Source organism: Pelodictyon clathratiforme (genome assembly GCF_982375515.1).
Genome location: NZ_OZ455102.1, coordinates 2869148 through 2892464 on the forward strand (window position 1 = coordinate 2869148; position 23317 = coordinate 2892464).

A 23317-nucleotide genomic window follows, 5' to 3' on the forward strand; every position below is an offset into this window, starting at 1 on the left:
AAAACGCACCGTCACTGCCCGCCATTCTCCGCAAAAGGATTTGCAATCTCTTCCATCGCTCTGACACTGATCTGATCTGGCAGCTCCTCAGACCCAAGGGCAACAACAATTGCATCGAAAAGAGACTTCAGCTTCTCCGCATTGAGCGCTCCCTCCTTATCCCGTGTGATGTCAAGGCTTCCGTAAAGCGAAATACGATCGACCCTGTTCTCTATAGTCAAGCCGCCAATACCCAATGAATCCGATTCATTGGCAAAAGGGATCAGTTTTTTCTCTTTCTTGCTCATGCTCGCATCCTCCTGTTTCATGAAAAAATCAAATTAACGAATCTTGCCTCCAACGAATTCAATAACGATCATTATGCCGTGTCGGGTCAGGCAATTTCAACATCGATTGTTTATCAGCAAATGATAGTTTCGGGAAAAAATTGATCCCTGCCAATTTCTCAATCTGACTGATACTCAAAACCTGCCACTCTTCACCCGGCTCATTGCTGACAACGTAAGCCGCCCCCCTTTTCAAACGAGGATCATAAACAATTTTAAACATGTTCGTCGGCACAAAAACCCGGCCGTTCAGACGTTTTAGAGTGGTACCAAGATAGAGTGGCCCGGAAATTACATAGAGATCGCCACGGTTTCTGACCATTGTCCTCACGGAAGATTCGATGGCGGCCCATAAATTACGGTTATTGTCCGGATCCTGGGGAATCATATTCGCAAGTGAAAAGCATTGCCACTGTGCCTTCTCTGTCGGCATGTCAGCATTTGGCGCCATGTGGCCACGATCCAATCCTGATTTTGCGTAATCCTTCAGTTCTGCCCGTTCACTGACAGGAAGCTGCTCTTCATGGTGAAAACTGTTCCGCCTCTCCAATCCCTTCGCACTCAGCAAGTTCTCGCGTGTCAAATACTCAGCAGACCATAACGGGCTCATGGTCACACCCGAATGCATGACAACATAGTTATCAAAACCCAGTTCACGAGTTTTCTGCGCCAGTTTTGTATTCTTGATATCCGGAGCAACACCGCTCAGATATTGCAATGGCCAGGGTGTGGAAGAAGCATACAGCGTACTCGCATTCCCTGCTGCCACAAACAGCAGGAAGAGCACAAAAAACGATATTCGATTCCGAAAAGAGATTGCCGACCTGAGCACCATCATAAAAGCCCCCCTGTGATACTGATTTTGAAATACATTCCACACCACGAAAAGGGGGCAAGCCGCTTATAGGCAGCTAACCCCTTTTTCTGCGGGAATATACATTTACAGGAGGAGACTATCCCTGCTCTTAAAACAGAACAATCAGCATAAAAGCAGGAGTGGCGTATTCAGGACAGAATACCAGGGTAAGTTTCATACTCTCATTATTTTCCTAACTCTGAAGTGCAACTGGAGCAACGGGTAGCCTTGAGAGGTACGATCGAAAGGCAATAAGGACACTCTTTTGTTGTCGGAGCCAAAGGTGGGGCCTTCTCTTCACGACGAAGCATATTTATAGCTTTGACAAGCAGGAACACTGCAAATGCCATGATTAAAAAACTGATCACAGAGTTAAGGAAGAGTCCGTAATTGACCGTAACCGCTCCTGCCGCAGTCGCATCGGCCAAAGCGGCGTAAGGAGCTGCTGCCTTGGAACCCTCTTTTAGAATAAGGTAGAGATTTGTAAAATCGACTCCTCCAATCAACAGACCCAGTGGGGGCATCAACACCTGGGAGACAAGAGTATTGACAATCGTACCAAACGCTCCACCAACAATGATACCAACTGCCATATCTACAACGTTGCCCTTCATGGCAAACTCTTTAAACTCTTTAAGCATGATCACTCTTCCTCAAAATTCATTGAAAAACATTCGGTTAGTAACAAAACGACATAACATTCCGTCGCATTTCGCGTACTGTCCTCTTCTGGCGAAGAGAGCAATAACGCATTCTTACTCAATAAGCCCATATTTTTTGCCAAGCTCGCTGAGCACTTCACAGGTATAATCAATATGTTGTCTGGTATGAGCCGCAGAAACAATAAACCGGAATCTGACTTCATTAAATTTAACGCCAGGATAAGTCACTGAAACGCTGAATATTCCCCGTTCATACAGCTCTTTTTCCATATTCTGCATTATGGTTTGACTTCTGATATAGATAGGAACGATAGGGCTTATACTCTCGCCAAGATCAAAATTCAATTTTAATAATTTCTCTCTGAAATATCGATTATTATCATGCAACGTTTCGCGGTGTATTGGCTCTTTTTCAATAATATCAAGAGCCTCAATGACGGTTGCTGCCGATGATGGCGTCACACAACATTGAAAAATGTATGCATTAGCACTGACTTGTATCAAAGAGCAGAGTTCTTTATTCCCGGCCACAACACCTCCAACCGATGCTGCTGCCTTTGAGAGTGTTGTCATGAGCATATCAACAGAATCAGTTATGCCCATCTCCAGACAAAGCCCACCTCCATTTTTTCCATAAATACCAAAACTATGCGCCTCATCAACATAGAGAAAAAAATTATTGCTTTGCTTCAAATCAGCTATTTCCCGCAAGGGAGCAATATCTCCACTCATGGAATAGACAGACTCGATAATGACAAAAATCTGATCATATAACTCTTTATATTTATTAATCTTACTCCTCAGGTCATCAACAGAATTATGCTTGAATGGCAAATATTTCGCTCCGGAGAATTTGCAGCCATCGAGAATACTCGCATGAACCTCACGATCAATGAGAATAAGAGAGTTTCGTCCTGCACAAAGTGAAGATATTGCTCCCACGTTTGCTGTATAACCAGTTGGGAATATAATTCCTGCCTCTTTATGAAACAGTTGCGCGACCTTTTCCTCAATTTTTTTATGTAACTCACAGAAGCCGCCGCTCATTGCGGATGTTCCTGATCCGGTTCCATAAACTGCTATAGCATCTTGTGCTGCTTTGATAACTTTCGGGTGCCTGTTCAGGCCGAGATAATGGTTAACCGACCAAAGAACACACTCATGTTCTTTGTTATTGTGATGAGATTTTATCATCACCTTAGCCGAACTACTCTGCTTTGGATAACGATCATAACACCAAACATCTTCCTGTAGCTGAAGATCTTTCAAGTTATCAATATGCCTCGCCACATCTTTCAAACGTATAATTCCTGAAGATCCCAGTTTTTGACGCAACATGCCGATTTGCATCGAACTGGTTAACTCAATATTATAATCCATGACACTACCGTTTGTTTATGAATCGAATACGCAAAAAATCGGTTAAGCCTATCTTTTTTTTCTATAACTCAAAAATGCTTTACATACAAAAACTCGTCTCCCCCAACCTACACAACGGATCAGAATTATCAAACAAAGCAAAAAAAACGCTTCCCCTCCATTACGCAACTTCTCAAGAATCCAATATTCCCTGTTTTTCTCTGTTTTTCCTTCTCAATCAGCACTCAACGATTTTGGCAAAAACGCATCAACGCGCCAGTTGCTTTCATTGTTGGCTCCGCCCCGATGATACTCGCCGAAGCATGGAGAATTCTCAGGCCCCGTCATGAAGGTCTGGAATATGGTAAAGAAAATAGAACCGTTGATCGGCACCCTGCCGTTTCTGCGAACCTCATCCGGCCTGATGCGCACAAGAGCATCCTGTGGGAATGGGGAGAATGCATTGAAAGCCTGGCTTGCAGGGATATTCCGATCAGCAAGAAAAAGAATACGCGGCTGTCGCTTGCCGTCACGATTCAGGTTCCAGCCGCTCTGGAAAAGCTTCCAGACAATCTGGAAAGCGATAAAGGTCTTGCCTGTTCCTGTTGCGAGTGTCAACAGTATTCGCTTGCCACCATCCGCTATGGCGGCAAGCATTTTTCGCATCCCGCTTTTAAAGGAGAATTTCCACCGACATGCTACCCGAACACCACGTCAGATCGTTTGATGAATTCGATAAAGTTCATACAGGGAACAGCGACCTCATCCATGGCACAAACTGCAGGAATCTTTCTTTTCGCTGAAATATCTGGAAGCCTTTGTTGCCGCCCTTCATCTGAGACCAAGCCAACATTATTGACGCTTGCAGTGGCTATAATAAAGATGTCGTTTTCACCTACCCCTTTGGAATGATAACTGTCAGAGGAAATACCGAGAAGATTCTTGATTTTGAATGCCTCCCGGACAATGACATTCGTGATCGCAAACAGTTCAATATTTGCATCTTTGAGCCATGCCGCACATTCAGGAGCTTTGTTGTCAACTTCATCATATGCAACACGTGGCATAACCAAATGTCTATCTGTAAATTGCTCAGCCATCCAACACCATAACCCGGGAAACTGCCGAATCGGGTAATTATCCCAGGCATAGATAATGGATGAGGCGTCAACGATCAGCATAGAAATGCTCCAGACTATGCAGATCTTTGATTTTGATACTGTCAAGATAACTGCTTGCCTTGGTCAGTGTAATTTGGCGGGCATTCAGGGCATCCAGCACTGTCCGCACGTAGGTATCACCGAACACGTGCCTTGGTTCACGATAGCGGTATGAACGGTTTCCCCCCTCTTTTTGATGAATGATCAACGTTGCATGCCACTCCCTGTAAGCAGCATATTCGCTTTGCAGCAGGCGACCGGCATCAAGTAATCGACGCAAAATCACTTCACAACTCACCCCCCATGCCTTGCAGTGCTTGTCAAGCCAGACATCGAACCGAGAGACCTCTTCAGGTCGTTCGGCGTCATTGATCAGGGCAAGAAAATTATCCGGTACCAGCAGATGACCTGCAAAGGAGTTGGCATCGCGCTCTCTACCATGGGAAGAGTCCAGATCGAAGTTGTCGTCAATGGAACTGCTCTTGTGCAAAAGCAAATGAGCCAATTCATGCATGAGCGTGAATGTTTGCCTGCTATCCGAAGCCTGTTTCTTGACAACAATCACCGGACAATCGGGATCATACAGGGTAAACCCGATAATCGGGCTCTCTTTTGGAATCTGCCACTTGCCACTGTAACCATTACTCCGAAAGACCAGAATACCTCTTGCCTCCACGGCAGTACGGTAAGAGGCAAAATCATTGCTATCACCGAGTCCAAGCCATGCACGAACAATGCGAGCCACTCCAGGGAGGGTCTTTTCGTGCAAATCCGGTGGAGTGAATCGTACCCGTTCCGTTTCATCCATATCTTCAAGCAGACCAAGATAGACTTCCCTCTGTTTTTCGACCCGCTCAATAAATTTTTTAAGCTCCGGCGTCACCTCCGGCTTCTGATTGGTCAGCGTTCGAAACTGCGTCGTATGAACCTGTGCAACATCAACCGGCCCTTCCTCCAGAAAAAACAGTACCCCGCGACCAAAAAAGTCCGCCACCTTGCGCAACTGATTGAAGGTGATGCCATCTTCGCCAGCCATCACCCGCTCGATGCTGCCTGGCGCTATGCCAAGCGCAGCAGCAAGCTCATCCGGCGTTATGCCATAATCGGCACAACACCAAAGAATACGCTCCGGATTGATGGACTGAATATGTTCCATATCTATACTAACTCATTATATCTTAACGATCTCCGGCGATTACCCTGCGACCGGTTAATGGTAAACACCTGAAATGAGAAGGGTTTTCACCCATCAAAGCAAGTAATCAAAAGAAATACAGGGAGACGAAATCTCGAACCAATTACACAATATAGAGAGTTCCCGGCAAGATGCGAAGCCGGATAAATGAATCGTTAACTCTCTGGCAGGAGTCACAGTACAGGCTACAGCTCTCCCGAAAAAGCCTTGTGCAGAATGGATTTTTTCAGGGCATTTACCGTTTGGCGGAAAACTTGATGGCAACAACCGATGGGTCAGGGTGCCCGAAACTATTCCCTGGAACTCTTGTGCTCCCAAAGTGGGCGCGTGTTCGCGTTCTTTTTCGTCATATTTCTTTCATAAAAAAGAGCGACTTACGCTCTAAAAACAGAGAAGCTGCCTTTTGATGGCAGCCTCTCTGAAATTTGTTAACCAGCCCACCAACTACATCGTAAGAATATCATTTGCAGCAGTGATCTGAGACTTCCGATCCTTTATCTGGTATTCTCTTCGAACTGCCTCTAACTGTTTGTTCATTGCAATGATGGCCTCAATATGCTCTTTCTTGTCAAGAACGGTTACTTTTCCATCCCGCTCAAGTCTCGCATTGATATCATCTGTTTTGCTGATTTTTTTCATCATAAGTTAAACGATTTTAGATTGTGCTCATAAATCGCAACAGGCGAAAAATGTAACACCTTACCCCCCAATTTACTATAACTTTTTCATAAAGCTGATAAAATCCACTTGAGCGGAAATATCCGACAAGAACATCAAAATAACGAGTATCGGCAAGGGTGGCCTTGAACCTGTCGAGAAGAGTCTGGTTCCCGTCATTTATAAAAAAGTAAGGTCAGTCTGGCTTCCGCTCACAGATTGGCTCCGGGTAATTTCTATTGGAATGAGGTGGTGTTGTCAGGCAAAAAAACATATCAACCACAATCACATCGATTTCAAAGAGCGCATTGAAAAAAAGGTTATAAACCCATTCAGCTCCTCATCCGATCCTACAGCACCCTGTCCAGCACGGCGATGATACGCCCGGCGGCGGCTCCATCCCATTTTTCGGGGATTTTTGAGCGGCTGGTGATGTGCTGATGCGTTCCGGGATGGAGGATGTCGTGGATACGGCTCCTGATCTCCTCTTCATCGAGGCTGACAAGGGCGTTGGTGCCTATTTCGATGGTGGCGGGGCGGGCGGAACTCTCCATGATGGTGAGGCAGGGAACGTTCATGACGGTGGCTTCCGACTGCATCTCCTCGATGTCGGTGAGGAGCAGCAGGGAATCCCTCAGCAGTTTCAGAAGGGCGGCATGTGCCGGAGGCTGGATCATCTTCACGTTCTCTGTTTCGCTGAATGCATCACCCATGCCGTGCTGCTGCAACAGCGCGTCAAGCCCGGCAACAAGCGGCATGACGACGGTGATCTTGCCGGAAATCTCTTTGAGAAGCCGATGGATCATTTCAAGCGGCTCTTTTTCGGAGAAGCGACCTGCCGGGTTCAGGAGCACCAGCGCATATTTTTTGGGTTTGACCTCCGGAACCGCTGCTGCATCGGAGTTGTTTGCCTCTTCCATCAGACCAACGAGGCTGTCGATGAGCAGGTTGCCAGCAAAAAAGACCTTTTCATCGGCGACCCCTTCGTTGATGAGGTTGTATTCGCCGCTGTGTTCGCTGACAAAGTGGAGGTCGGACATGGCGTCAATGACGACGCGGTTGACCTCGTCAGCATCTGAACGCTCGTAGCTGCGCAGTCCGGCATCAACGGCGGCAACGGGCAGACCGAGTTTTGCTGCGGTAACGGCGGCCCCGAATGCGGCATTGTCGCAGCCACAGACCAGCACAAGGTCAGGTTTTTCGCTGAGCATGATTTTTTCCATGGCGGTCATGGCAACGGCAAGCTGCTCAACCGGTGTGCCTTTCGGAAGAGTGATGGTATGGCTGGCTTCACCAATACCGAAACTTGCTGCAAGGTCGCGGCTGATGGGTTCAGCGCATACCGGAGTGGCAAGCATCACTATCGGCTGGTAGGCTCCCTTTTTTTTCAATGCTTTATAGAGTGGGGCAAGCAGAAGAGCGCCTGGCTGGCCACCAGCGGCCAAAAGTAATTTTTTCACAGTCAAAACAAAGCTTTATATACATTAGGGGAAAGATCTTTCAGGTACAGGTACCCATGAAAAACAACCAGAATTCAATGAGACAGGTTTCTTCACGCTCACTCACCGCTTTTCTGCTGCTTGTTCTGGCAGCATCCGTCGCGCTTCCCCATCATAATACACTCCGGGCGGAACAAAAGAAAATTATTCTCCGTCATGCAGATCTCATCGAGGGGGGGGGCGATGAGGCTGGAAGCTACCGCTCGGTTATCGGCAATGTGGTGTTTCAGGACGGCTCCCTGACGCTGACTTGCGACAGCGCTACCGATTACGAGCGGGAGAACAAAATTGTGCTGAAGGGCAACATTGTCATTGCCGACGATGCTTTTGCAATCTATGGCGACAACGGCGTCTACTTCTCCGACAAGCAAACGGGAGAATTACAGGGCAGCGTCAGGGGCAGGATGCTCGATAACTCTCTTTTCGGCAAGTCACACCGGGCGGTGGTCAACAAGGCAAACAGCCAGGTTTGGCTCTACGATGACGCAATCGCATGGCATGAACAGCAGCAGATCAGTGGCGACATTATTCTGCTCCACTTCACGGAGTCCGGCGACAGCAAAAAAAAACAGCGTCTTGATGAGATGCAGGTACACGGCAACGCTTTTTTTGCTGCTGCCGATACCCTCTCCCGTTCGCCAGTTGTCTACGACCAGTTCGGCGGCAAGAAAATGGTGATTCGACTCCTCGAGGGATCAAAAATCGAGGACATTACCGTCACCAGTCAGGCGGAGATCCTCTATCACCTCTACAATGAAAAACAGCAACCGTCGGGGATCAACTATTCGAGCGGGGATATGATCCGGATGCTCTTCACTGATGGCAGGCTGAACCGGATAAAGGTGACCGGGAATGTTGAGGGAAAGCAGTACCCTGAAAGTTTCAGGGGCAACAAGAGTATCGACCTGCCAAAGTTTATCTGGAGAGAGGAAGAGAATCCTTTCAGGAAGCAGAAAAGCCTTCCATGAACGGGGAAGGCTTTCTGTAAATTGGAATTGATCCTCTTTTGTCTCCTATTTGGCCAGAGGACAGCCTCCGCCCGAGCAGGCTCCGGTTGAGCATGGACTTGGCGTTGGCGCTGCTGGCGCGGGTTTGCCACTGCCGTAGTCTGTTTTATAAAAACCGGAGCCTTTCAGCAAAAATCCACCGCTGGCGCTGATGACCCTCTCGAAGCTCTCTGTTTCACATTTCGGGCAGAGCGTCAGGGATGCATCGCTTATTTTCTGTACTATTTCAAGCTCATTTCCACAGTTGCTGCAACGATACTGATAGGTTGGCATCTCTATTGTTCTCCTTGATTAATCGCTTGCTGACGGCCATTGTTCTCCGTCACCATGTTGTTGTTTATAAAATTCCCGGGCCTGAAAAAGGCGCCATTTTCGTATATACTGCTATTTGCCGGAATATAAAACCCTCTGCCGTGATAGTCAAAACCCGGGCTGTAATATTGCGGGAGATAAAATACCGCGACCAATCGAAGATCTGTTCCATCTACACCCGAGAGTTCGGAAAAATGTCGATCATTATCAAGGGTGCACGCAACCCGAAAAACAGGCTTTCAGGGCTGTTCAGCGCTGGCAATGTGGTCGATCTGGTACTGTATAAAAAAAGCAGCCGCGATATCCAGCTTGCAACTGATGGTAACCTTGTTTTAAGCCCAATGGTTCCCGAGCCGGATCTTGAACGGTTCGCCATCCTCTACCGCATCATTGACTTTGTACGCCATACAACAGAAAACGACGAAAAAAATCTCCCCCTTTTTACTCTGCTGACAGGAACCCTTGAGCAGCTCTATCATACCAATGTCAATTTTCAGCAGCTCTATGCCTGGTTCCTTTTACGCTTTGTCTCCCTGCTTGGCTTTCAGCCCTCCCTTCGCACCTGCGTATTCAGCGGAGAGGAGCTTTTGCCTGCCATTGAGGCACTGCAACTTACAGAGCTCTATTTTGTGATGAACCCCGGCGGACTTGCGCTACCCAAAGCTGCTGGATCGAGCCTGGCTAAAAAACAGCTCATTCCGGTGCGTCTCGCCATGCTGCTGAGTGCGCTTGCTGCAACGCGCCTTCCTGCCGGTGACTCCATCAAGGCCGACCCCCGGGAGATTGAAGATCTCTGGAATCTGCTTCAGGAGTACTGTTCGCTCCATCTGGAACATGCACGGGGGCGCAAAAACCTTGACATCGTCTCTCAAATCCTCCTGAAATAGGCAGACAGGCTCTTTTTGTGGTTTTATATCTTCTTGACTATTTCTATCTTGACAGAGCATTTTATTACTCTTATAATGGTCTTGTTCAATCAATAAACAGCATTGTCCGACATGCCTCAACTCACCAAATCTGCTGAACTCTTTGAAAAAGCAAAGAAGTTTATTCCCGGCGGTGTAAACTCTCCGGTACGAGCATTCAAATCCGTTGGTGGAACTCCAGTGTACATGGCCAAAGGGTCAGGAGCATACATGACCGACGTTGACGGCAACACCTACCTCGACTATGTCGGCTCGTGGGGCCCTTTTATTCTTGGAAGCATGCATCCAAGAATCACTGCCGCGCTTGAGTATACCCTGAAAAATATCGGCACCAGCTTCGGCACCCCGATTGAGATGGAGATCGAAATTGCCGAGCTTCTCTGCAAAATTGTTCCGTCACTTGAAATGGTGCGCATGGTTAACAGCGGGACCGAAGCCACCATGTCGGCTGTTCGTCTTGCTCGTGGCTACACGGGCCGCGATAAAATTATCAAATTCGAGGGATGCTACCATGGCCACGGAGACAGCTTCCTCATCAAGGCTGGTTCAGGCGCACTGACACTTGGCGCTCCCGACAGCCCCGGCGTTACCAAAGGCACGGCAATGGATACGCTCAATGCAACCTACAACGATATCGATTCGGTTAAGCTGCTTGTCAATGAGAACAAGGGGCAGATTGCAGCCATCATCATCGAGCCTGTAGCAGGCAACACGGGCGTTATCCCGGCCAAGCCCGGCTTCCTTGCAGCGCTTCGCGAACTGTGCACCGAGGAAGGTATTGTGCTGATTTTTGACGAGGTGATGTGTGGTTTCCGTGTGGCGCTTGGCGGTGCACAGAGCCTTTACGGCGTTACCCCTGATTTGACCACCATGGGCAAGATCATCGGCGGTGGCCTTCCGGTGGGTGCATTCGGCGGCAAACGCGAAATCATGGAGCGTGTTGCTCCACTCGGCGATGTCTATCAGGCTGGTACCCTTTCAGGAAACCCGCTGGCGCTGACCGCAGGTCTTGAAACCCTGAAAATCCTGATTGACGAAAATCCCTACCCGGAACTCGAAAGAAAAGCGGTTATCCTTGAGAGCGGTTTCAACGATAACCTGAAAAAACTCGGGCTGAACTATGTGCAGAACCGCGTCGGCTCGATGTCCTGCCTCTTCTTTACGGAGACGCCGGTAGTAGACTACTCGACCGCAGTCACTGCAGATACAAAAAGACATGGAAAATATTTCCACTCCATGCTCGATCAGGGTATCTACCTTGCCCCGTCGCAGTTCGAAGCAATGTTCATCAGCTTCATGCACACCGACGAGGATCTCGAAAAGACCATCAAGGCGAACTATAACGCTCTTGTGGCCTCTGGCCAGTAACCTCTGGTGTGCACAACGCAACCTCCAAAAGGGAAGCTTCACGGCTTCCCTTTTTTATTCCATAATCCCCACTCGCACCTGCTCCCTTGTCAGCATTGCCCGTCCTGATGCATCCCTGACCAGTTGCTCAACGATCGGCAGAAATCCGTCGATCTTCTCTGCAGAATCAACAATCTCGATAACCATGGGCAGGTTTGTACCCAGATCCATGATTTTGGAGGTATTAAACTGCATGTCGTGGCCGAAGGAGAGTACCCCTTTGAGTACCGTAGCGCCAGCCAGACCAAAAAGCCGGGCTTCACGGACAACTTCCTCATAGAGTGGCCGATGACCGTAACGCACCTGTTCGCCGACAAAAAGCCTGAGCATTTCCAGATTCTGTAGTTCCATGTTGATTCTCCCTTATGTCCAGAGTTTTGCAAAAAGCGTTCCTGTGTAGAGGGCAACAAAGCCCCCGATAATAGTGCCAACAAGATAGATGCCGGCATAAAAAAGCTGACCATCCTTGAGCAATGCGGCATTTTCAAACATATAGGCGGAAAAGGTGGTAAATCCTCCGCAGAAACCTGTAACGAGCAAAAGCCGTGCTTCAGGGGAGACAAGCGTCGTCGAAACCGCCAGCTCACTGAGGAAGCCAATGAGAAAACTGCCAAGAAGATTGACTGTCAAGGTTGCAAAGGGAAAGCCCGGCACCAGGGGAACAAACGTGAGCGCCACAAGGTAGCGGGCCATCGAACCGATAAACCCGCCCACACCGACAAGCAGCACCGCTCCAGCCTGCTTCATAACCCGGCCCCTCCGGAATGTTCGACGGCTGTTGACATGACCGCTTAACGATCGTGGCAACCGGTTTGCCCATCCTCAATACGCTTGTGTGCGCAACACATTTCATCGAGAATACCAAGCAAAGTGTTGAAAATGCCAACACAGATGATGGTCGGCGCCCACAGGCCGATAAAGATGGCTATCAGCTCATGGTTCACACCTGTACCGAAGATAAAGAGATAAATGGAGAGGAGTATCGACAGTGTCGCTCCGATAAAGTAGTAGTGCGGCTTCATACCCTGCGCATTTGATTGAATTGATCCCGGCCTTTTCAAAATGTAAGAATAATAACTCCACTAAAAAATCCGCACACGGCTCCTTTGCTCCTTAATCCTTATTCAATATCGATATGCACCTCATTACGCCGCAAAAACGGAAGCGTCCATGGAGGATCGTAACTTGCTGCCCGAGGCTGAGAGAGCACCCTGAACCTTTTCTTCTCAAGCCACTCCGTCAACTTCCCTGCATAGTTCCGCAGGTTGCTTTCGGAATGCAGGCCCGAATAACAAATAACGCCAACTTTTTTGCCTTGCACAGAACGGAGTTTTACCGCCGGATCAAGCGGTACGGGAAGTGATTCAAGCGTTGATCCTTCAGGCATCACAAAGGCCATCACCCATGCGCTTCCCCTCTTTTCCTGAAGCACCGGTGCGGTCATGGAGATTTTTTCACTGACCTGCTCCTGAAGTACAGGAGCTGTCATCGAGAGCTTCTCTTTTGAGCGGTTTTTACCAAAAATATATCCGGCAAGACGGCTGAAGCCCGGCGCTCCTGTCTGCCCGTATGCACCCTCAATAACAGTCTCGGCAACAATCATCTCACCATATTGCCTGACCTCAATATCCCCATGCTGCTCAAGCACTTTGAACGGCGGCTCACTCGCCGTACGCTTTCCCAAAACCGAACAGCCAGCAAGCATCAAACTTGTCATCAGCAGCAGCGACAACCCTCCCATAATAATCCTCCCCTGAAATACATTGTTCTTCAAACCAGTCACCCAAGAGGAACAATCATATGGAAGAAAAGGTTTGAAAATTGTCTCTCCATTATTGATGAGCGATTCAAGCATAAAGCTGTTCGCCATCAGAGAGAAAACGATAGCAAAGAGGGAGCGCACGGTTCCCTTGAGAAAGTTGCTATATTTTATGGTCGCAAAAAGCGCTTCAAGGCAAGGAAGAAGAACCGTGATTAATCGAAGAAAAATTCGTCTATGCGCCTGACTCCAAAAAAAAGGGTGGTCGCCATCGACTACGGAACAAAGCGCATCGGAATGGCCCAGAGCGATCCCCTCTGGCTTTTCGCGCAGCCGGTCGGAACCTTTGACCGCGCCGGACTCTCCAAAGCGCTCGGTACCATGATACAGTCCGATGATATTGCTCTCGTCATTGTCGGCTACCCGCTCAGCGAAAATGGCGAAAAAAACGCCATGACCGGTGTGATTGACCGCTTTCTGGAGACACTTCATGAGGAGTTCCCCCAACTGAGGATTGAAACCCTTGATGAGCACCATTCATCGAAGGATGCACGCAGTATCCTCGTCGCATCCGGAAAATCAAGAAAGGTGCGGCAACAGAAGGGGCGGGTCGACAGCGCAGCAGCCTGTATCCTGCTCAGAGAATACCTTGAAAACCAGGAAAATGAGCGCTAAAGAGGCACACTCCGGAGAGCAGTTCCAATGAAACGTTTTTCCTTTAGCTTTTGGAAGCGGCTTCTGTATCTTTACCATTTTAAGCAACTCTTTACAGGACAACTTCAACCATGCTTGACGTTTTCAAGACAACCGGCGCCCTGCTTGATGGCCACTTCAGGTTGACCTCCGGCCGCCACAGCAATGCCTACTTTCAGTGCGCAAAGGTTCTGCAACATCCGGAACACCTGACGGCAGTATGCAGCAAAATTGCAGAACATTTCACCGGCAAGGGAGTCGAAACGGTCATCTCTCCTGCAATCGGCGGCATTGTGGTTGGCACGGAGGTGGGACGACAGCTCGGTGTCAAAACGATCTTTGCTGAACGCAAGGAGGGGGTTATGTCCATCCGCCGGGGCTTCACGCTGGAACCCGGTGAACGGGTACTGGTTATCGAGGATGTCATCACCACCGGCGGCTCGGTTGCCGAGGTGATTGAACTGATCAAGAGCGCTGGCGCATCACTTGTCGGGGTTGGCTCGGTGGTTGACCGCAGCAACGGACGTGTTAAGCTTGCTGACGACCATTTTTCAGTCCTTTCGATGGAGGTGATCAGCTATACTCCCGAAGAGTGCCCTCTCTGCAAGGAGGGTGTACCAATCGACGCTCCCGGAAGCAGGGCAAACAAGCAAAACTAACGGCATGAGTGTGGATTCACCTATCAGGAGCATCTCATTTATCGGCCTCGGATTGCTTGGCATGTCGCTGTTGCAGGCCATAAAGCGCTCTCCGCTGGCCCTTGAAAGCGATATTTTCTTCCAGGGGTTCGACCCGAACTTTTCTGACGGCGACCGCGAAAGCGTTGAATCGCTTGGAGTTGACCGCTTCACTGATGACAAAAAAACACTCTATCAGGCTGACCTGATCATTCTTTCTGCTCCGGTAGAGATCAATATTGCCCTGCTCGATGAGATCAGCCAGCTTGCTCCACCCACGACATTGGTCAGCGATGTCTCAAGCACCAAGTCGCTCATCGCCCGCCGGGCCCGGGAGCTCGGACTCCCTTTTCTCGGTATGCACCCGATGGCTGGCAAGGAGCAGCAGGGGTACCGCGAAAGCAATGCAGAGCTTTTGCAGGGACGCCGCATTATCCTCTGTGACGACAACAATCTGCTTGCAGGCGACAAAGCGGCTTTTCTTGTTGCATTGCTTGAATCAGCAGGCTGCACAACGCTCTTGATGACCCCGGAAGAGCATGACCGGGTCATTGCAAAAATAAGCCATCTGCCCCAACTGCTTTCGACACTGCTGATGACCTGGTGCGGAGATTCAATCAGTAAATCCGGACCCGGCTTCGCCACGCTTGCACGGCTGGCAGGAAGTTCGTGGGATATCTGGCGAGACATCATCGCCACGAACAGCGACAACATTGCAGATGAACTTGAACGCTTTTCCCGAGAACTTGACCTGCTCTCGCACGAGGTGCGAAAACATGACCTTGAGCAGCTTGAATCGCGCTTCAATGAGGCCAATCGGCTCTATCAAACCCTTAAAGAGATGAACCGGCCATGAAATTCGCCATTGTTGTCAATGTTACAAGGCAGAACGCACTCGATCTTGCCCGCAATCTCGCCTTATGGCTTGACGAACGAAAAGTTGCCTATATTTTTGAAAGCCTTTCGGCTGAAAAACTGCAGACCGATAATTCGGCGCCAATCGAGGAGCTCAACAAACACTGTGATGCCTTTATCTCACTTGGAGGCGACGGCACACTGCTCTTTACCTCACATTACGCCGTAACAAAACCGGTTATCGGGGTCAATGTCGGCTACCTCGGTTTTTTGACCGAGTTTACCCAGGCGGAGATGTTCACGGCTATAGAACGAGTGCTGAACGGAAGCAACACCATCCATACCCGATCTCAACTTGATGCGACCGTGTTGATCGATAATGAGGTTCAGCATCTTCGTGCACTGAATGACGTCGTTATCGAAAAAGGGGCCTATCCGCGTATTCCGACCTTTATCATAAAACTCGATGGCGAGCTGCTCAGCTCTTATCGGGCAGACGGAATCATTATTGCCACGTCGACCGGCTCAACGGCATACTCCATGTCGGCCGGTGGCCCGATCATCGCGCCGAAATCGAGTGTCTTTGTGATCACACCGATATGCCCGCACATGCTGACCGTCCGGCCAATCGTTATCAGCGACGAAAAAATCATTGAGGTATCGGTTGATGCACCCGACGGCTCTTTCCCCCTGAACTGCGACGGTAATCTAAAAAAAATGCTTGATCCTCAGGAGAGCATCACAGTCCGAAAATCGACTGTGGCGATCAATCTTGTCGCCAATGAAAACCGCGATTACTGTGAAATCCTGCGCACAAAACTGCTCTGGGGGCGCGAGCATAATTTCGGAACAATTGACAGTTGACAATCGACAGTTCACAACTCTCCATTATCACATTGTCCATTATCATTTATCCTTTGTCCATTGAACAGCATCAGTTCCGATTCGCTCTACCACCTCCTCGGCATTCCTTCTGACACTCCGCTGCTCATTGAGGAGATGTGCAAGAGGCTAAGGCCGGTTATCTATCCGGCACCTGATCTTTCGCCCCGGCTCGAACGTTTTTGCTCCGCACTCGCCGCAGCCATGCACGCTTTGGGAATCGCCGTTCTTTCACAGGAGGAGGCTTCAGGGGATGACGGACGTTTCGCTCCGGGCACCGTTATTCTCGCTCCGGGATATTTCCCTGACAGCCTGCTGGCTATCAACCGGGTCACAACACTGTACAACAACATCATCGTCGGGATCTACGACGAACCCGCTCCGCTCAGCCCGGAATCTCTCCCCCAGGAGCGCCTCGACGCCATTGTCGGCAGGCTTGCACGAGATATGGTGCATATCCTCATCTTTGTCGCCGACCACTCGTGGAGCATCTGCACCATGAACGGCGGAGTGGTCAACTTCAATACGCCGCTTCCCTGCCTTGAGGATGTCCGAAACACACTGGTGCCAAAACTGACGGCACAGGTTGTTCCGCCAAGGGGTGAAGAGCTTGACATACAACACGGAGCACTGCAGAGCGGGAGTGCGGAGTTTGAGGCCATAGCGAAGGATTTTCTGGAGTGCAGCGCCCTGTGGAGCAAGAACGCCTGCCTCTTGACGCATACCTCAACCGAGGGACTCGAATACCGCAGCAACTTTTACAAACGCATTGTTGCCCGCTATCTCGACCAGCGAAGCGGCATGAGCTACGGCTTCTTTGCCCGCCAATTACCGGTTACCGTAAAGCCCGCCCTTGTTCTTGGCGAGTCGGCATCAACAGATCATCGTGGAGAGAATGAGTCGGATAGGGTCAGAATCCGGGTACTGGGACGCACCATGCTCGTTCCGGTACCACAGGTACGCGTCATGACAACCAGGTCGGGATGCAGAAAAAATCATCTTGAAGCAAAGAGTGATCTGGTGGAAATCGGGCTGATACAGCGCAACGGAAGGGGACGCGCATACCTGAAAACCCCGATGGGGTGCCCGCCGGAAATTGTTGCCAAGCCCTCCTTCGACACCCTCACCATTCTGGCACATGCTCTTGGCAATGCCCTGACGGCAAGTATCCTGATGACGCTCAGGCCAGAAGCGAGCTTCCCCCTTCATCTTGCCCAATTCGGGGCTTCGATGACGCACTGGCATGATTATCCATCAATCGAACTGCTGCCCGAAGGCTATCATCTGCATGGGGAAAACAACCCTCCTGTCGCCTGCTCAACACCACAGTCGGCGGCATACAGCCTTCTTGGCAAAATAGCCGCACTTGAAATTGCCCTTGAGCAGGGAACAACCTATAGGGGAGACGTGCATGTTGAGCCCTGTCACGGCACCAACATTGTCGGTATTCTCTCACTTGCCGAGACGGCTGGGCTCATGAACCCGGCCCTCACACCGGATTTCGCAGAGGAAGAGCCCTGAAGAGTCACTCCTCCTCAACACGACACTCAATGTAGGGCCATTTACCCTGTCGGATGAGAATCATTTCGACCAACTCCCGCACACACCCTTTTCCCCCTTCATACCCCGAGATATAACCAACCCTGTGCCGGAGATAATCAACGCCGTCAATAGCTGTTGCAGGCAAACCGACTTTTGACAGCACGGCAACATCACCCACATCATCACCGATATAGGCGCACTCCTCATCGGAAAGATTGTGGCGCTGGAGAAATGCCTCATAAGAATAGAGCAGATTTTCCCCGTTAAGGTAGAGATCCTCTACACCAAGCGCTTCAAGCAGGGGACGATACCCTTCAGCTTCTCTTTCCGACAGAACGGCAATATGTATGCCCTGCTTCAGAGCCTCCTTAATGGCAACAGCATCCCTGACCGAGATGGAACAGATCTCTCCTCCATTACTGTCGAAGGTAATACGGCTGCCGTTCAGGACACCGTCAATCGGAAAAACAAGCGCCCGTACCGCACTGAGTGCCTCTTCAATTCTTGATGTTGGATCAGCTTGCGAAGGCTGCATCCCGAAATATTGAAAACCTTCCAAGAGCGTATGATGTTTTAGAGTGAATGAAGAGCGTGCACACACCGGTAAAGATGGAGCAGTTGTTTAACCATCGTACTGAAATCAGCCAGTGGAATCTGGGTAGCCGCATCCGAGAGGGCTTTTGAAGGATCCGGATGAATCTCAAAAAAGAGTCCGTTCACACCGGCGGCAACCGCTGCCCTGGCAAGAGGCAGTACATACTGACGTTCTCCTCCCGAAACCCCCTGGCCTGCTGCAGGCAGTTGAAGGCTGTGCGTCGCATCATAAAGCACCGGATAGCCCGACTCCGCCATCTTTGCCAGCCCCCTGAAATCGACAACAAGGTTATGATAGCCAAAACTTGATCCCCTTTCGGTCAGCATGACCCTCTTGTTGCCCGTCTCGACAACCTTGGCGGCAGCAAGCGCCATATCCTCAGGGGCCATAAACTGCCCTTTCTTGATATTGACCGCAAGACCACTCTCTCCGGCAGCAACAAGAAGCTCCGTCTGACGACAGAGAAATGCCGGTATCTGCAGCACATCAACATAACGGGCAGCAAGCGCAACCTCCTTTGTTTCATGCACATCCGTAATTACTGGCATCCCATAGTCCTGGCGAATTTCAGCAAGCACTTCGAGCGCCTCGATGTCACCAATCCCGGTAAAAGATCTCCCGGAGGTGCGATTTGCCTTGCGGTAAGAGCCCTTGAAAATAAAATGAACTCCCTGCTCCCGGCTTATGCGCTGCAACTCATCAGCCGTCTGCAGAGCCATTGCCCGACTTTCGATCAGACAGGGGCCTGCTATGAAGAGCGGCATATTGTCATCAGGGAGTGAGAGTGAACCAATTGAGAACTTTTCCACGTTGTTATCCGTTACTCTTTTTTCAGGTTAAAATGGGTGGAGATGATGACTTTGATCTTTTTGTGCCTAAATTTACAACAATAAATTCTTATTCACACTCCGTAATCAAACGCGAAATAGTATGAGCACCGCTGACACGAAACAACGGTTGGATGAGATCGAAAAACAGCTTGCAAATCTTGTGGAAGAGCAGACCGTCATCAAGGCAAAATGGGATAGCGAAAAAGAGCTGATTCAGTCATCGCGCAGCCTGAAGTCGCAGCTCGAAGAGCTGCGTGTGCAGGCCGAGGAGTTCGAACGGCAGGGGGACTATGGCAAGGTTGCCGAGATCCGTTATGGCAAAACCGTCGCCATCGAGCGCCAGATCGAGGAAAACCGCCTCAAAATTGAAGCAAAAAAAGCATCCGGCGATCTCATCATGAAAGAGGAGATTGACGCCGAAGACATTGCCGATATCGTCTCGAAATGGACCGGTATTCCCCTCAGCAAGATGCTCCAGTCAGACCGCCAGAAACTCCTGCTGATTGAAGATGAGCTGCACAAGCGGGTGATCGGGCAGGAAGAAGCGGTCACTGCAGTCAGCGAAGCGGTCAAGCGCTCACGGGCAGGAATGGGCGACGACAAACGGCCAATAGGCTCTTTTATCTTTCTCGGCCCGACCGGCGTTGGAAAAACCGAACTGGCGCGTACACTTGCAGACTATCTGTTTGATGACGAAGATGCCATGATACGCATCGACATGAGCGAATACATGGAAGCGCATACCGTCAGCCGCCTGGTGGGCGCTCCTCCCGGCTACGTCGGCTATGAGGAGGGTGGACAACTCACCGAAGCGGTACGCAGGAAACCTTTTGCTGTTGTCCTGCTCGACGAAATCGAGAAAGCACATCCCGATGTCTTCAACATTCTTCTGCAGATTCTTGATGATGGACGACTCACCGACAGCAAGGGACGGACAGTGAATTTCAAGAACACCATTATCATCATGACGAGCAACATCGGTGCACAGCTTATCCAGTCTGAAATGGAGATGATGGAGGGAGCAAACCGGGAGATCATGCTTTCCGGCCTGCAGGAAAAACTCTTCCAGCTCCTGAAGCAGAAGGTTAAGCCGGAGTTTCTCAACCGCATCGATGAGGTTATCCTCTTTACGCCGCTCACCAGGGAGGACTTGAAAAAGATTGTGCTGATCCAGTTCGACCGCATCAAGGAGATGGCAATGCGGCAGCATATCAACCTGACAATCTCTGAACCGGCCATCCAGTGGTTTGCCAATGCAGGGTTCGACCCGGCCTTCGGCGCCCGACCGCTCAAACGGGTAATGCAGCGCAAAATTACCAACCGTGTTTCAGCGCTCATTCTTTCAGGGGAAATTGAGGAGGGGGATGAGGTTGCCATCGACATTGCCGACGGCGAACTCACCATTATGAAAGCGGTCGTTTGAAGCCCAAAGAGCTCCACAGGCAGCAGACAAACGGTTAAACAATCTGGTGAAAACTCTCTTCTTTGCCTATGAACAATAGATCACGGGTGCTGCTGGCATCGTTGCTGCTCCTGCTTCTCTTTCGCATGACAGCATACAGTGCAACACAGCCCGACAGCACCTCTCTGAAAATCGGCCAGATGCTCATGATCGGCTTCCGGGGGTTCAGCGTTGCTGATGCTCCGGAGATTCGGGCTGATATCAGGGAGCGCCAGATAGGAGGAGTCGTGCTCTTCGACTACGATGTGCCATCCCATTCCACGTCAAGGAACATCAGCAGTCCGGAGCAACTCGCCCGCCTGACAATGGAGCTGCAGGAGTTGTCGCAAATTCCGCTCCTGATTGCCATAGACCAGGAGGGAGGAAAGGTCAGCCGCCTCAAGCCAGCCAGGGGATTTCCCTCCAGTGTTTCGGCGGAGCATCTGGGAGCGCTCAACAACCCCGACAGCACCAGAGCTGCAACCCGGCAATGTGCAAAAACGCTGAAAGCAATGCACATCGGCATGAATCTTTCGCCTGTCGCTGACCTGAACGTCAATCCTGACAATCCGGTTATCGGCAAACTTGGTCGAAGCTTCTCATCCGACCCTGCAGTGGTGACGGGAAACATCAGCATCATTTGCAGCCTCTTCCGGGACGAGGGCATTATTCCCGCACTGAAACATTTCCCCGGTCACGGCAGTTCAACCACCGACACGCATCGTGATTTTACCGACATTACAGCAAGCTGGTCAGAAAAAGAGCTGGAGCCCTACCATGCCCTTATCGCCGCAGGCTATCATGACCCAATCATGACCGCACATGTCTTCAATGGAAAACTCGACCCCCTCTACCCGGCAACACTCTCAAAAGCGATCCTCGACGGAGTGCTCCGCACCCGACTCGGCTTCGATGGAGTGATTGTGAGCGACGACTTGCAGATGAAAGCCATTGCCGACCATTACGGCCTTGAAACGGCCATCCGCTTGGCCATTGAGGCTGGTGTTGACCTGCTGCTCTTTGGAAACAATACCAGCTACGATCCGGCAATTGCCTCGAAAGCCGCAGCAATCATGCATTCGCTACTGCAGAAAAAGCTCATTACAGAGGAGCGTATCGACCGCTCATACCGAAGAATCATGGATCTCAAAGAACGCTATCTCTTCAAATGCAAATGAAAACCATCTACCTTGTCCGTCACGCCAAATCAGACTGGGGAAACGCCAATACCGGCGATTTCGAACGGACGCTGAACACGCGTGGCATGAAAGCCGCCCCCTTCATGGCCGACCTTCTGAAAAAGAAGAAGATCCTTCCGGAACTTGTTCTTTCAAGCCCCGCAACCAGGGCGCTCACCACGGCGGAACTCTTTTGCGAAACGCTTGGCTACCCAGAGGAGCAAATCCAGAAACGAATGGAGATCTACGAAGGCGGTGTACTCCATCTGATGAAAATCGTCCAGCAGATCCCCGACACCTGCACTACGGCAATGCTTTTCGGACACAACCCGACGCTGACAGAATTTTCAAACCTGCTTGCCGGAAGTTATATCGAGAATCTGGTAACCTGTGGGGTGGTCAGAATTGACCTTGATATCGACTCGTGGAAACATGCAAATCCTGATGGCGGAAAACTGATCTGGTACGATTTTCCAAAGAAGCACCGGTAACGGCTCAGTCCCGCTCCTGCTTCAGGTCGCGTGTCATCAAATCGAGAATCGCCTGCTCGACAGGCTTTCGTTCGAAGAGCATCTGATAGACGGCCCGCGTGATAGGCATGTCAACCCCGACGGCCCTGCTCAGCTCATAAACCGCCCTTGAGCTGTGGACACCCTCGGCAATCATATTCATCTGGCTGATCACCTCATCCAGCGAACGCCCCCGTCCAATCTCTTCACCAACATAGCGGTTTCGGCTGTGGCGGCTCAGGCAGGTGACAACAAGATCACCAATACCGGCAAGACCGGAGATGGTCACCGCTTCGCCACCAAGCTTGCTGCAAAGCCTTGAAATTTCAGCCATCCCCCGGGTAATAATGGCGGCCTTGGCATTATCGCCAAATCCTATGCCATCCGAGATTCCTGCCGCAATGGCAATAATATTTTTGACCGAACCGGCAATTTCAACCCCGACAATATCGGTATTGACATAAACGCGGAACATACTCGTATGGAAAACCTCCTGCACCTTTTCTGCCGTAGCAAGCGATGACGAAGAGGCGACAACGGTAGTGGGTTGTCCCTTCGAGACCTCTTCTGCATGACTCGGGCCGTACAGCGCTGCAACCTGGGAGGGGCAGACACCGGGAAGCACTTCAAGCAGCACTTCCGACATCCGTTTTCCCGTCCCGATCTCAATCCCCTTGGCCACATTGACCAGAATTTTTCCGCTCAAATCAAGCGTACAAAAACCGAGGATGGTCTCCCGCAAAGCCTGCGAGGGGACAGCGGTCACAATCATCTCCGACCAGGAGACCAGAGGCTGCAAATGAGGGGTTATCTGCAACGAGTCGGGAAAAGCTACCCCCTTGAGGTAGCGGCGATTTTCTCGCTCGGCATCAAGCGTTGCGGCAAATTCAGGCCTGTGCGCCCAGAGGCGAACATCATGCCCTTTTTTCGCAAGCAGAACAGCCAGGGTAGTTCCCCAGCTTCCCGCCCCCAGTACAGCAATATTCATCC

Annotated in this window: 28 protein-coding genes; 11 read left to right on the top strand and 17 right to left on the bottom strand. The window is 50.3% G+C overall.

The features are described 5' to 3' along the window. Window positions 1-11: 11 nt before the first annotated feature. The 9 genes from AC56AD_RS14045 to AC56AD_RS14085 form a co-directional block, all read right to left on the bottom strand. Window positions 12-287 carry a hypothetical protein gene (locus AC56AD_RS14045; RefSeq protein ID WP_012509405.1) on the bottom strand — a complete coding sequence of 92 codons (276 nt, stop codon included), beginning with the start codon at window positions 285-287 and terminating at the stop codon, window positions 12-14. A 58-nt stretch (window positions 288-345) separates the two neighbouring features. Next, entirely contained in the window at window positions 346-1164 is an 819-nt protein-coding gene (locus AC56AD_RS14050) for a DNA/RNA non-specific endonuclease (RefSeq protein WP_012509406.1), read from the bottom strand. Between the two features lie 203 nt (window positions 1165-1367). Beyond that, window positions 1368-1823 carry a large-conductance mechanosensitive channel protein MscL gene (gene mscL, locus AC56AD_RS14055; protein WP_012509407.1) on the bottom strand — a complete coding sequence of 152 codons (456 nt, stop codon included), beginning with the start codon at window positions 1821-1823 and terminating at the stop codon, window positions 1368-1370. Between the two features lie 114 nt (window positions 1824-1937). Then, window positions 1938-3224, bottom strand: coding sequence for an aminotransferase class I/II-fold pyridoxal phosphate-dependent enzyme (locus tag AC56AD_RS14060; protein ID WP_012509408.1), 1287 nt, complete (start codon window positions 3222-3224; stop codon window positions 1938-1940). A 213-nt stretch (window positions 3225-3437) separates the two neighbouring features. Next, a complete protein-coding gene (locus AC56AD_RS14065; protein WP_041526572.1) occupies window positions 3438-3869 on the bottom strand; it encodes a DEAD/DEAH box helicase family protein in 432 nt (143 codons plus the stop codon). Between the two features lie 32 nt (window positions 3870-3901). Beyond that, the gene (locus AC56AD_RS14070) at window positions 3902-4384 is read right to left on the bottom strand and encodes a DUF4411 family protein (protein WP_012509410.1); all 483 of its coding nucleotides are present in this window, start codon (window positions 4382-4384) and stop codon (window positions 3902-3904) included. Next, on the bottom strand, window positions 4371-5519 hold the full coding sequence (locus AC56AD_RS14075; RefSeq protein ID WP_012509411.1) for a helix-turn-helix domain-containing protein: 1149 nt from the start codon (window positions 5517-5519) through the stop codon (window positions 4371-4373). Before AC56AD_RS14075 ends, AC56AD_RS14070 begins: the two co-directional genes overlap by 14 nt. Before the next feature lie 483 nt (window positions 5520-6002). Next, window positions 6003-6200 carry a hypothetical protein gene (locus AC56AD_RS14080; protein WP_012509412.1) on the bottom strand — a complete coding sequence of 66 codons (198 nt, stop codon included), beginning with the start codon at window positions 6198-6200 and terminating at the stop codon, window positions 6003-6005. 365 nt (window positions 6201-6565) lie between these two features. Further along, window positions 6566-7675, bottom strand: coding sequence for a UDP-N-acetyl glucosamine 2-epimerase (locus tag AC56AD_RS14085; RefSeq protein WP_012509413.1), 1110 nt, complete (start codon window positions 7673-7675; stop codon window positions 6566-6568). Between the two features lie 77 nt (window positions 7676-7752). Here AC56AD_RS14085 and AC56AD_RS14090 point away from each other — a divergent pair, with 77 nt between their 5' ends. Continuing rightward, complete coding sequence (locus AC56AD_RS14090; RefSeq protein ID WP_041526919.1) at window positions 7753-8682, top strand: OstA-like protein; 930 nt, start codon at window positions 7753-7755, stop codon at window positions 8680-8682. Window positions 8683-8727: 45 nt separating this feature from the next. On the opposite strand, the gene AC56AD_RS14095 is transcribed toward AC56AD_RS14090, so the two are convergent. Further along, entirely contained in the window at window positions 8728-8994 is a 267-nt protein-coding gene (locus tag AC56AD_RS14095) for an FmdB family zinc ribbon protein (RefSeq protein ID WP_012509415.1), read from the bottom strand. 140 nt (window positions 8995-9134) lie between these two features. On the opposite strand from AC56AD_RS14095, the gene recO reads away from it, so the two are divergent. Both recO and hemL read left to right on the top strand, forming a co-directional pair. After that, a complete protein-coding gene (recO, locus tag AC56AD_RS14100) occupies window positions 9135-9920 on the top strand; it encodes a DNA repair protein RecO (RefSeq protein ID WP_012509416.1) in 786 nt (261 codons plus the stop codon). 111 nt (window positions 9921-10031) lie between these two features. Further along, on the top strand, window positions 10032-11327 hold the full coding sequence (gene hemL, locus AC56AD_RS14105; RefSeq protein WP_012509417.1) for a glutamate-1-semialdehyde 2,1-aminomutase: 1296 nt from the start codon (window positions 10032-10034) through the stop codon (window positions 11325-11327). 54 nt (window positions 11328-11381) lie between these two features. On the opposite strand, the gene AC56AD_RS14110 is transcribed toward hemL, so the two are convergent. The 4 genes from AC56AD_RS14110 to AC56AD_RS14125 form a co-directional block, all read right to left on the bottom strand. Next, window positions 11382-11717: a DUF190 domain-containing protein gene (locus tag AC56AD_RS14110; RefSeq protein WP_012509418.1), complete on the bottom strand. Its 336-nt coding sequence runs from the start codon at window positions 11715-11717 to the stop codon at window positions 11382-11384. A gap of 12 nt (window positions 11718-11729) precedes the next feature. Further along, window positions 11730-12113 carry a fluoride efflux transporter CrcB gene (gene crcB / locus AC56AD_RS14115; protein WP_012509419.1) on the bottom strand — a complete coding sequence of 128 codons (384 nt, stop codon included), beginning with the start codon at window positions 12111-12113 and terminating at the stop codon, window positions 11730-11732. Window positions 12114-12157: 44 nt separating this feature from the next. Beyond that, window positions 12158-12388: a hypothetical protein gene (locus tag AC56AD_RS14120; RefSeq protein ID WP_012509420.1), complete on the bottom strand. Its 231-nt coding sequence runs from the start codon at window positions 12386-12388 to the stop codon at window positions 12158-12160. A 98-nt stretch (window positions 12389-12486) separates the two neighbouring features. Beyond that, window positions 12487-13236 carry an SOUL family heme-binding protein gene (locus tag AC56AD_RS14125; protein ID WP_223293936.1) on the bottom strand — a complete coding sequence of 250 codons (750 nt, stop codon included), beginning with the start codon at window positions 13234-13236 and terminating at the stop codon, window positions 12487-12489. A gap of 126 nt (window positions 13237-13362) precedes the next feature. Here AC56AD_RS14125 and ruvX point away from each other — a divergent pair, with 126 nt between their 5' ends. The 5 genes from ruvX to AC56AD_RS14150 all read left to right on the top strand — a co-directional run bounded on the left by ruvX (window position 13363) and on the right by AC56AD_RS14150 (window position 17753). Further along, window positions 13363-13800 carry a Holliday junction resolvase RuvX gene (gene ruvX / locus AC56AD_RS14130; RefSeq protein WP_012509422.1) on the top strand — a complete coding sequence of 146 codons (438 nt, stop codon included), beginning with the start codon at window positions 13363-13365 and terminating at the stop codon, window positions 13798-13800. A 110-nt stretch (window positions 13801-13910) separates the two neighbouring features. Then, window positions 13911-14477, top strand: coding sequence for an orotate phosphoribosyltransferase (gene pyrE / locus AC56AD_RS14135; RefSeq protein ID WP_012509423.1), 567 nt, complete (start codon window positions 13911-13913; stop codon window positions 14475-14477). Window positions 14478-14481: 4 nt separating this feature from the next. Next, on the top strand, window positions 14482-15351 hold the full coding sequence (locus AC56AD_RS14140; protein ID WP_012509424.1) for a prephenate dehydrogenase: 870 nt from the start codon (window positions 14482-14484) through the stop codon (window positions 15349-15351). Further along, window positions 15348-16214 carry an NAD(+)/NADH kinase gene (locus tag AC56AD_RS14145; protein ID WP_012509425.1) on the top strand — a complete coding sequence of 289 codons (867 nt, stop codon included), beginning with the start codon at window positions 15348-15350 and terminating at the stop codon, window positions 16212-16214. Before AC56AD_RS14140 ends, AC56AD_RS14145 begins: the two co-directional genes overlap by 4 nt. Before the next feature lie 60 nt (window positions 16215-16274). Next, complete coding sequence (locus AC56AD_RS14150; protein WP_012509426.1) at window positions 16275-17753, top strand: hypothetical protein; 1479 nt, start codon at window positions 16275-16277, stop codon at window positions 17751-17753. A 4-nt stretch (window positions 17754-17757) separates the two neighbouring features. On the opposite strand, the gene AC56AD_RS14155 is transcribed toward AC56AD_RS14150, so the two are convergent. Both AC56AD_RS14155 and kdsA read right to left on the bottom strand, forming a co-directional pair. Continuing rightward, a complete protein-coding gene (locus AC56AD_RS14155; RefSeq protein ID WP_012509427.1) occupies window positions 17758-18309 on the bottom strand; it encodes a KdsC family phosphatase in 552 nt (183 codons plus the stop codon). Window positions 18310-18347: 38 nt separating this feature from the next. After that, a complete protein-coding gene (gene kdsA / locus AC56AD_RS14160) occupies window positions 18348-19178 on the bottom strand; it encodes a 3-deoxy-8-phosphooctulonate synthase (RefSeq protein WP_012509428.1) in 831 nt (276 codons plus the stop codon). A 121-nt stretch (window positions 19179-19299) separates the two neighbouring features. Here kdsA and AC56AD_RS14165 point away from each other — a divergent pair, with 121 nt between their 5' ends. From AC56AD_RS14165 to AC56AD_RS14175, 3 genes are all read left to right on the top strand, one after another. Beyond that, on the top strand, window positions 19300-20622 hold the full coding sequence (locus tag AC56AD_RS14165) for an AAA family ATPase (RefSeq protein ID WP_012509429.1): 1323 nt from the start codon (window positions 19300-19302) through the stop codon (window positions 20620-20622). A gap of 68 nt (window positions 20623-20690) precedes the next feature. Next, a complete protein-coding gene (locus AC56AD_RS14170; protein WP_012509430.1) occupies window positions 20691-21818 on the top strand; it encodes a glycoside hydrolase family 3 protein in 1128 nt (375 codons plus the stop codon). Next, window positions 21809-22309 (top strand): SixA phosphatase family protein, encoded by a 501-nt coding sequence (locus tag AC56AD_RS14175; RefSeq protein WP_273278162.1) that lies wholly within the window; start codon window positions 21809-21811, stop codon window positions 22307-22309. The genes AC56AD_RS14170 and AC56AD_RS14175 overlap by 10 nt, the downstream gene beginning before the upstream one ends. A gap of 4 nt (window positions 22310-22313) precedes the next feature. Here the strand turns inward: AC56AD_RS14175 and AC56AD_RS14180 are convergent, their stop codons facing one another. Then, window positions 22314-23315, bottom strand: a complete 1002-nt coding sequence (locus tag AC56AD_RS14180; protein ID WP_012509432.1) for an NAD(P)H-dependent glycerol-3-phosphate dehydrogenase — start codon at window positions 23313-23315, stop codon at window positions 22314-22316. Window positions 23316-23317 lie beyond the last annotated feature (2 nt).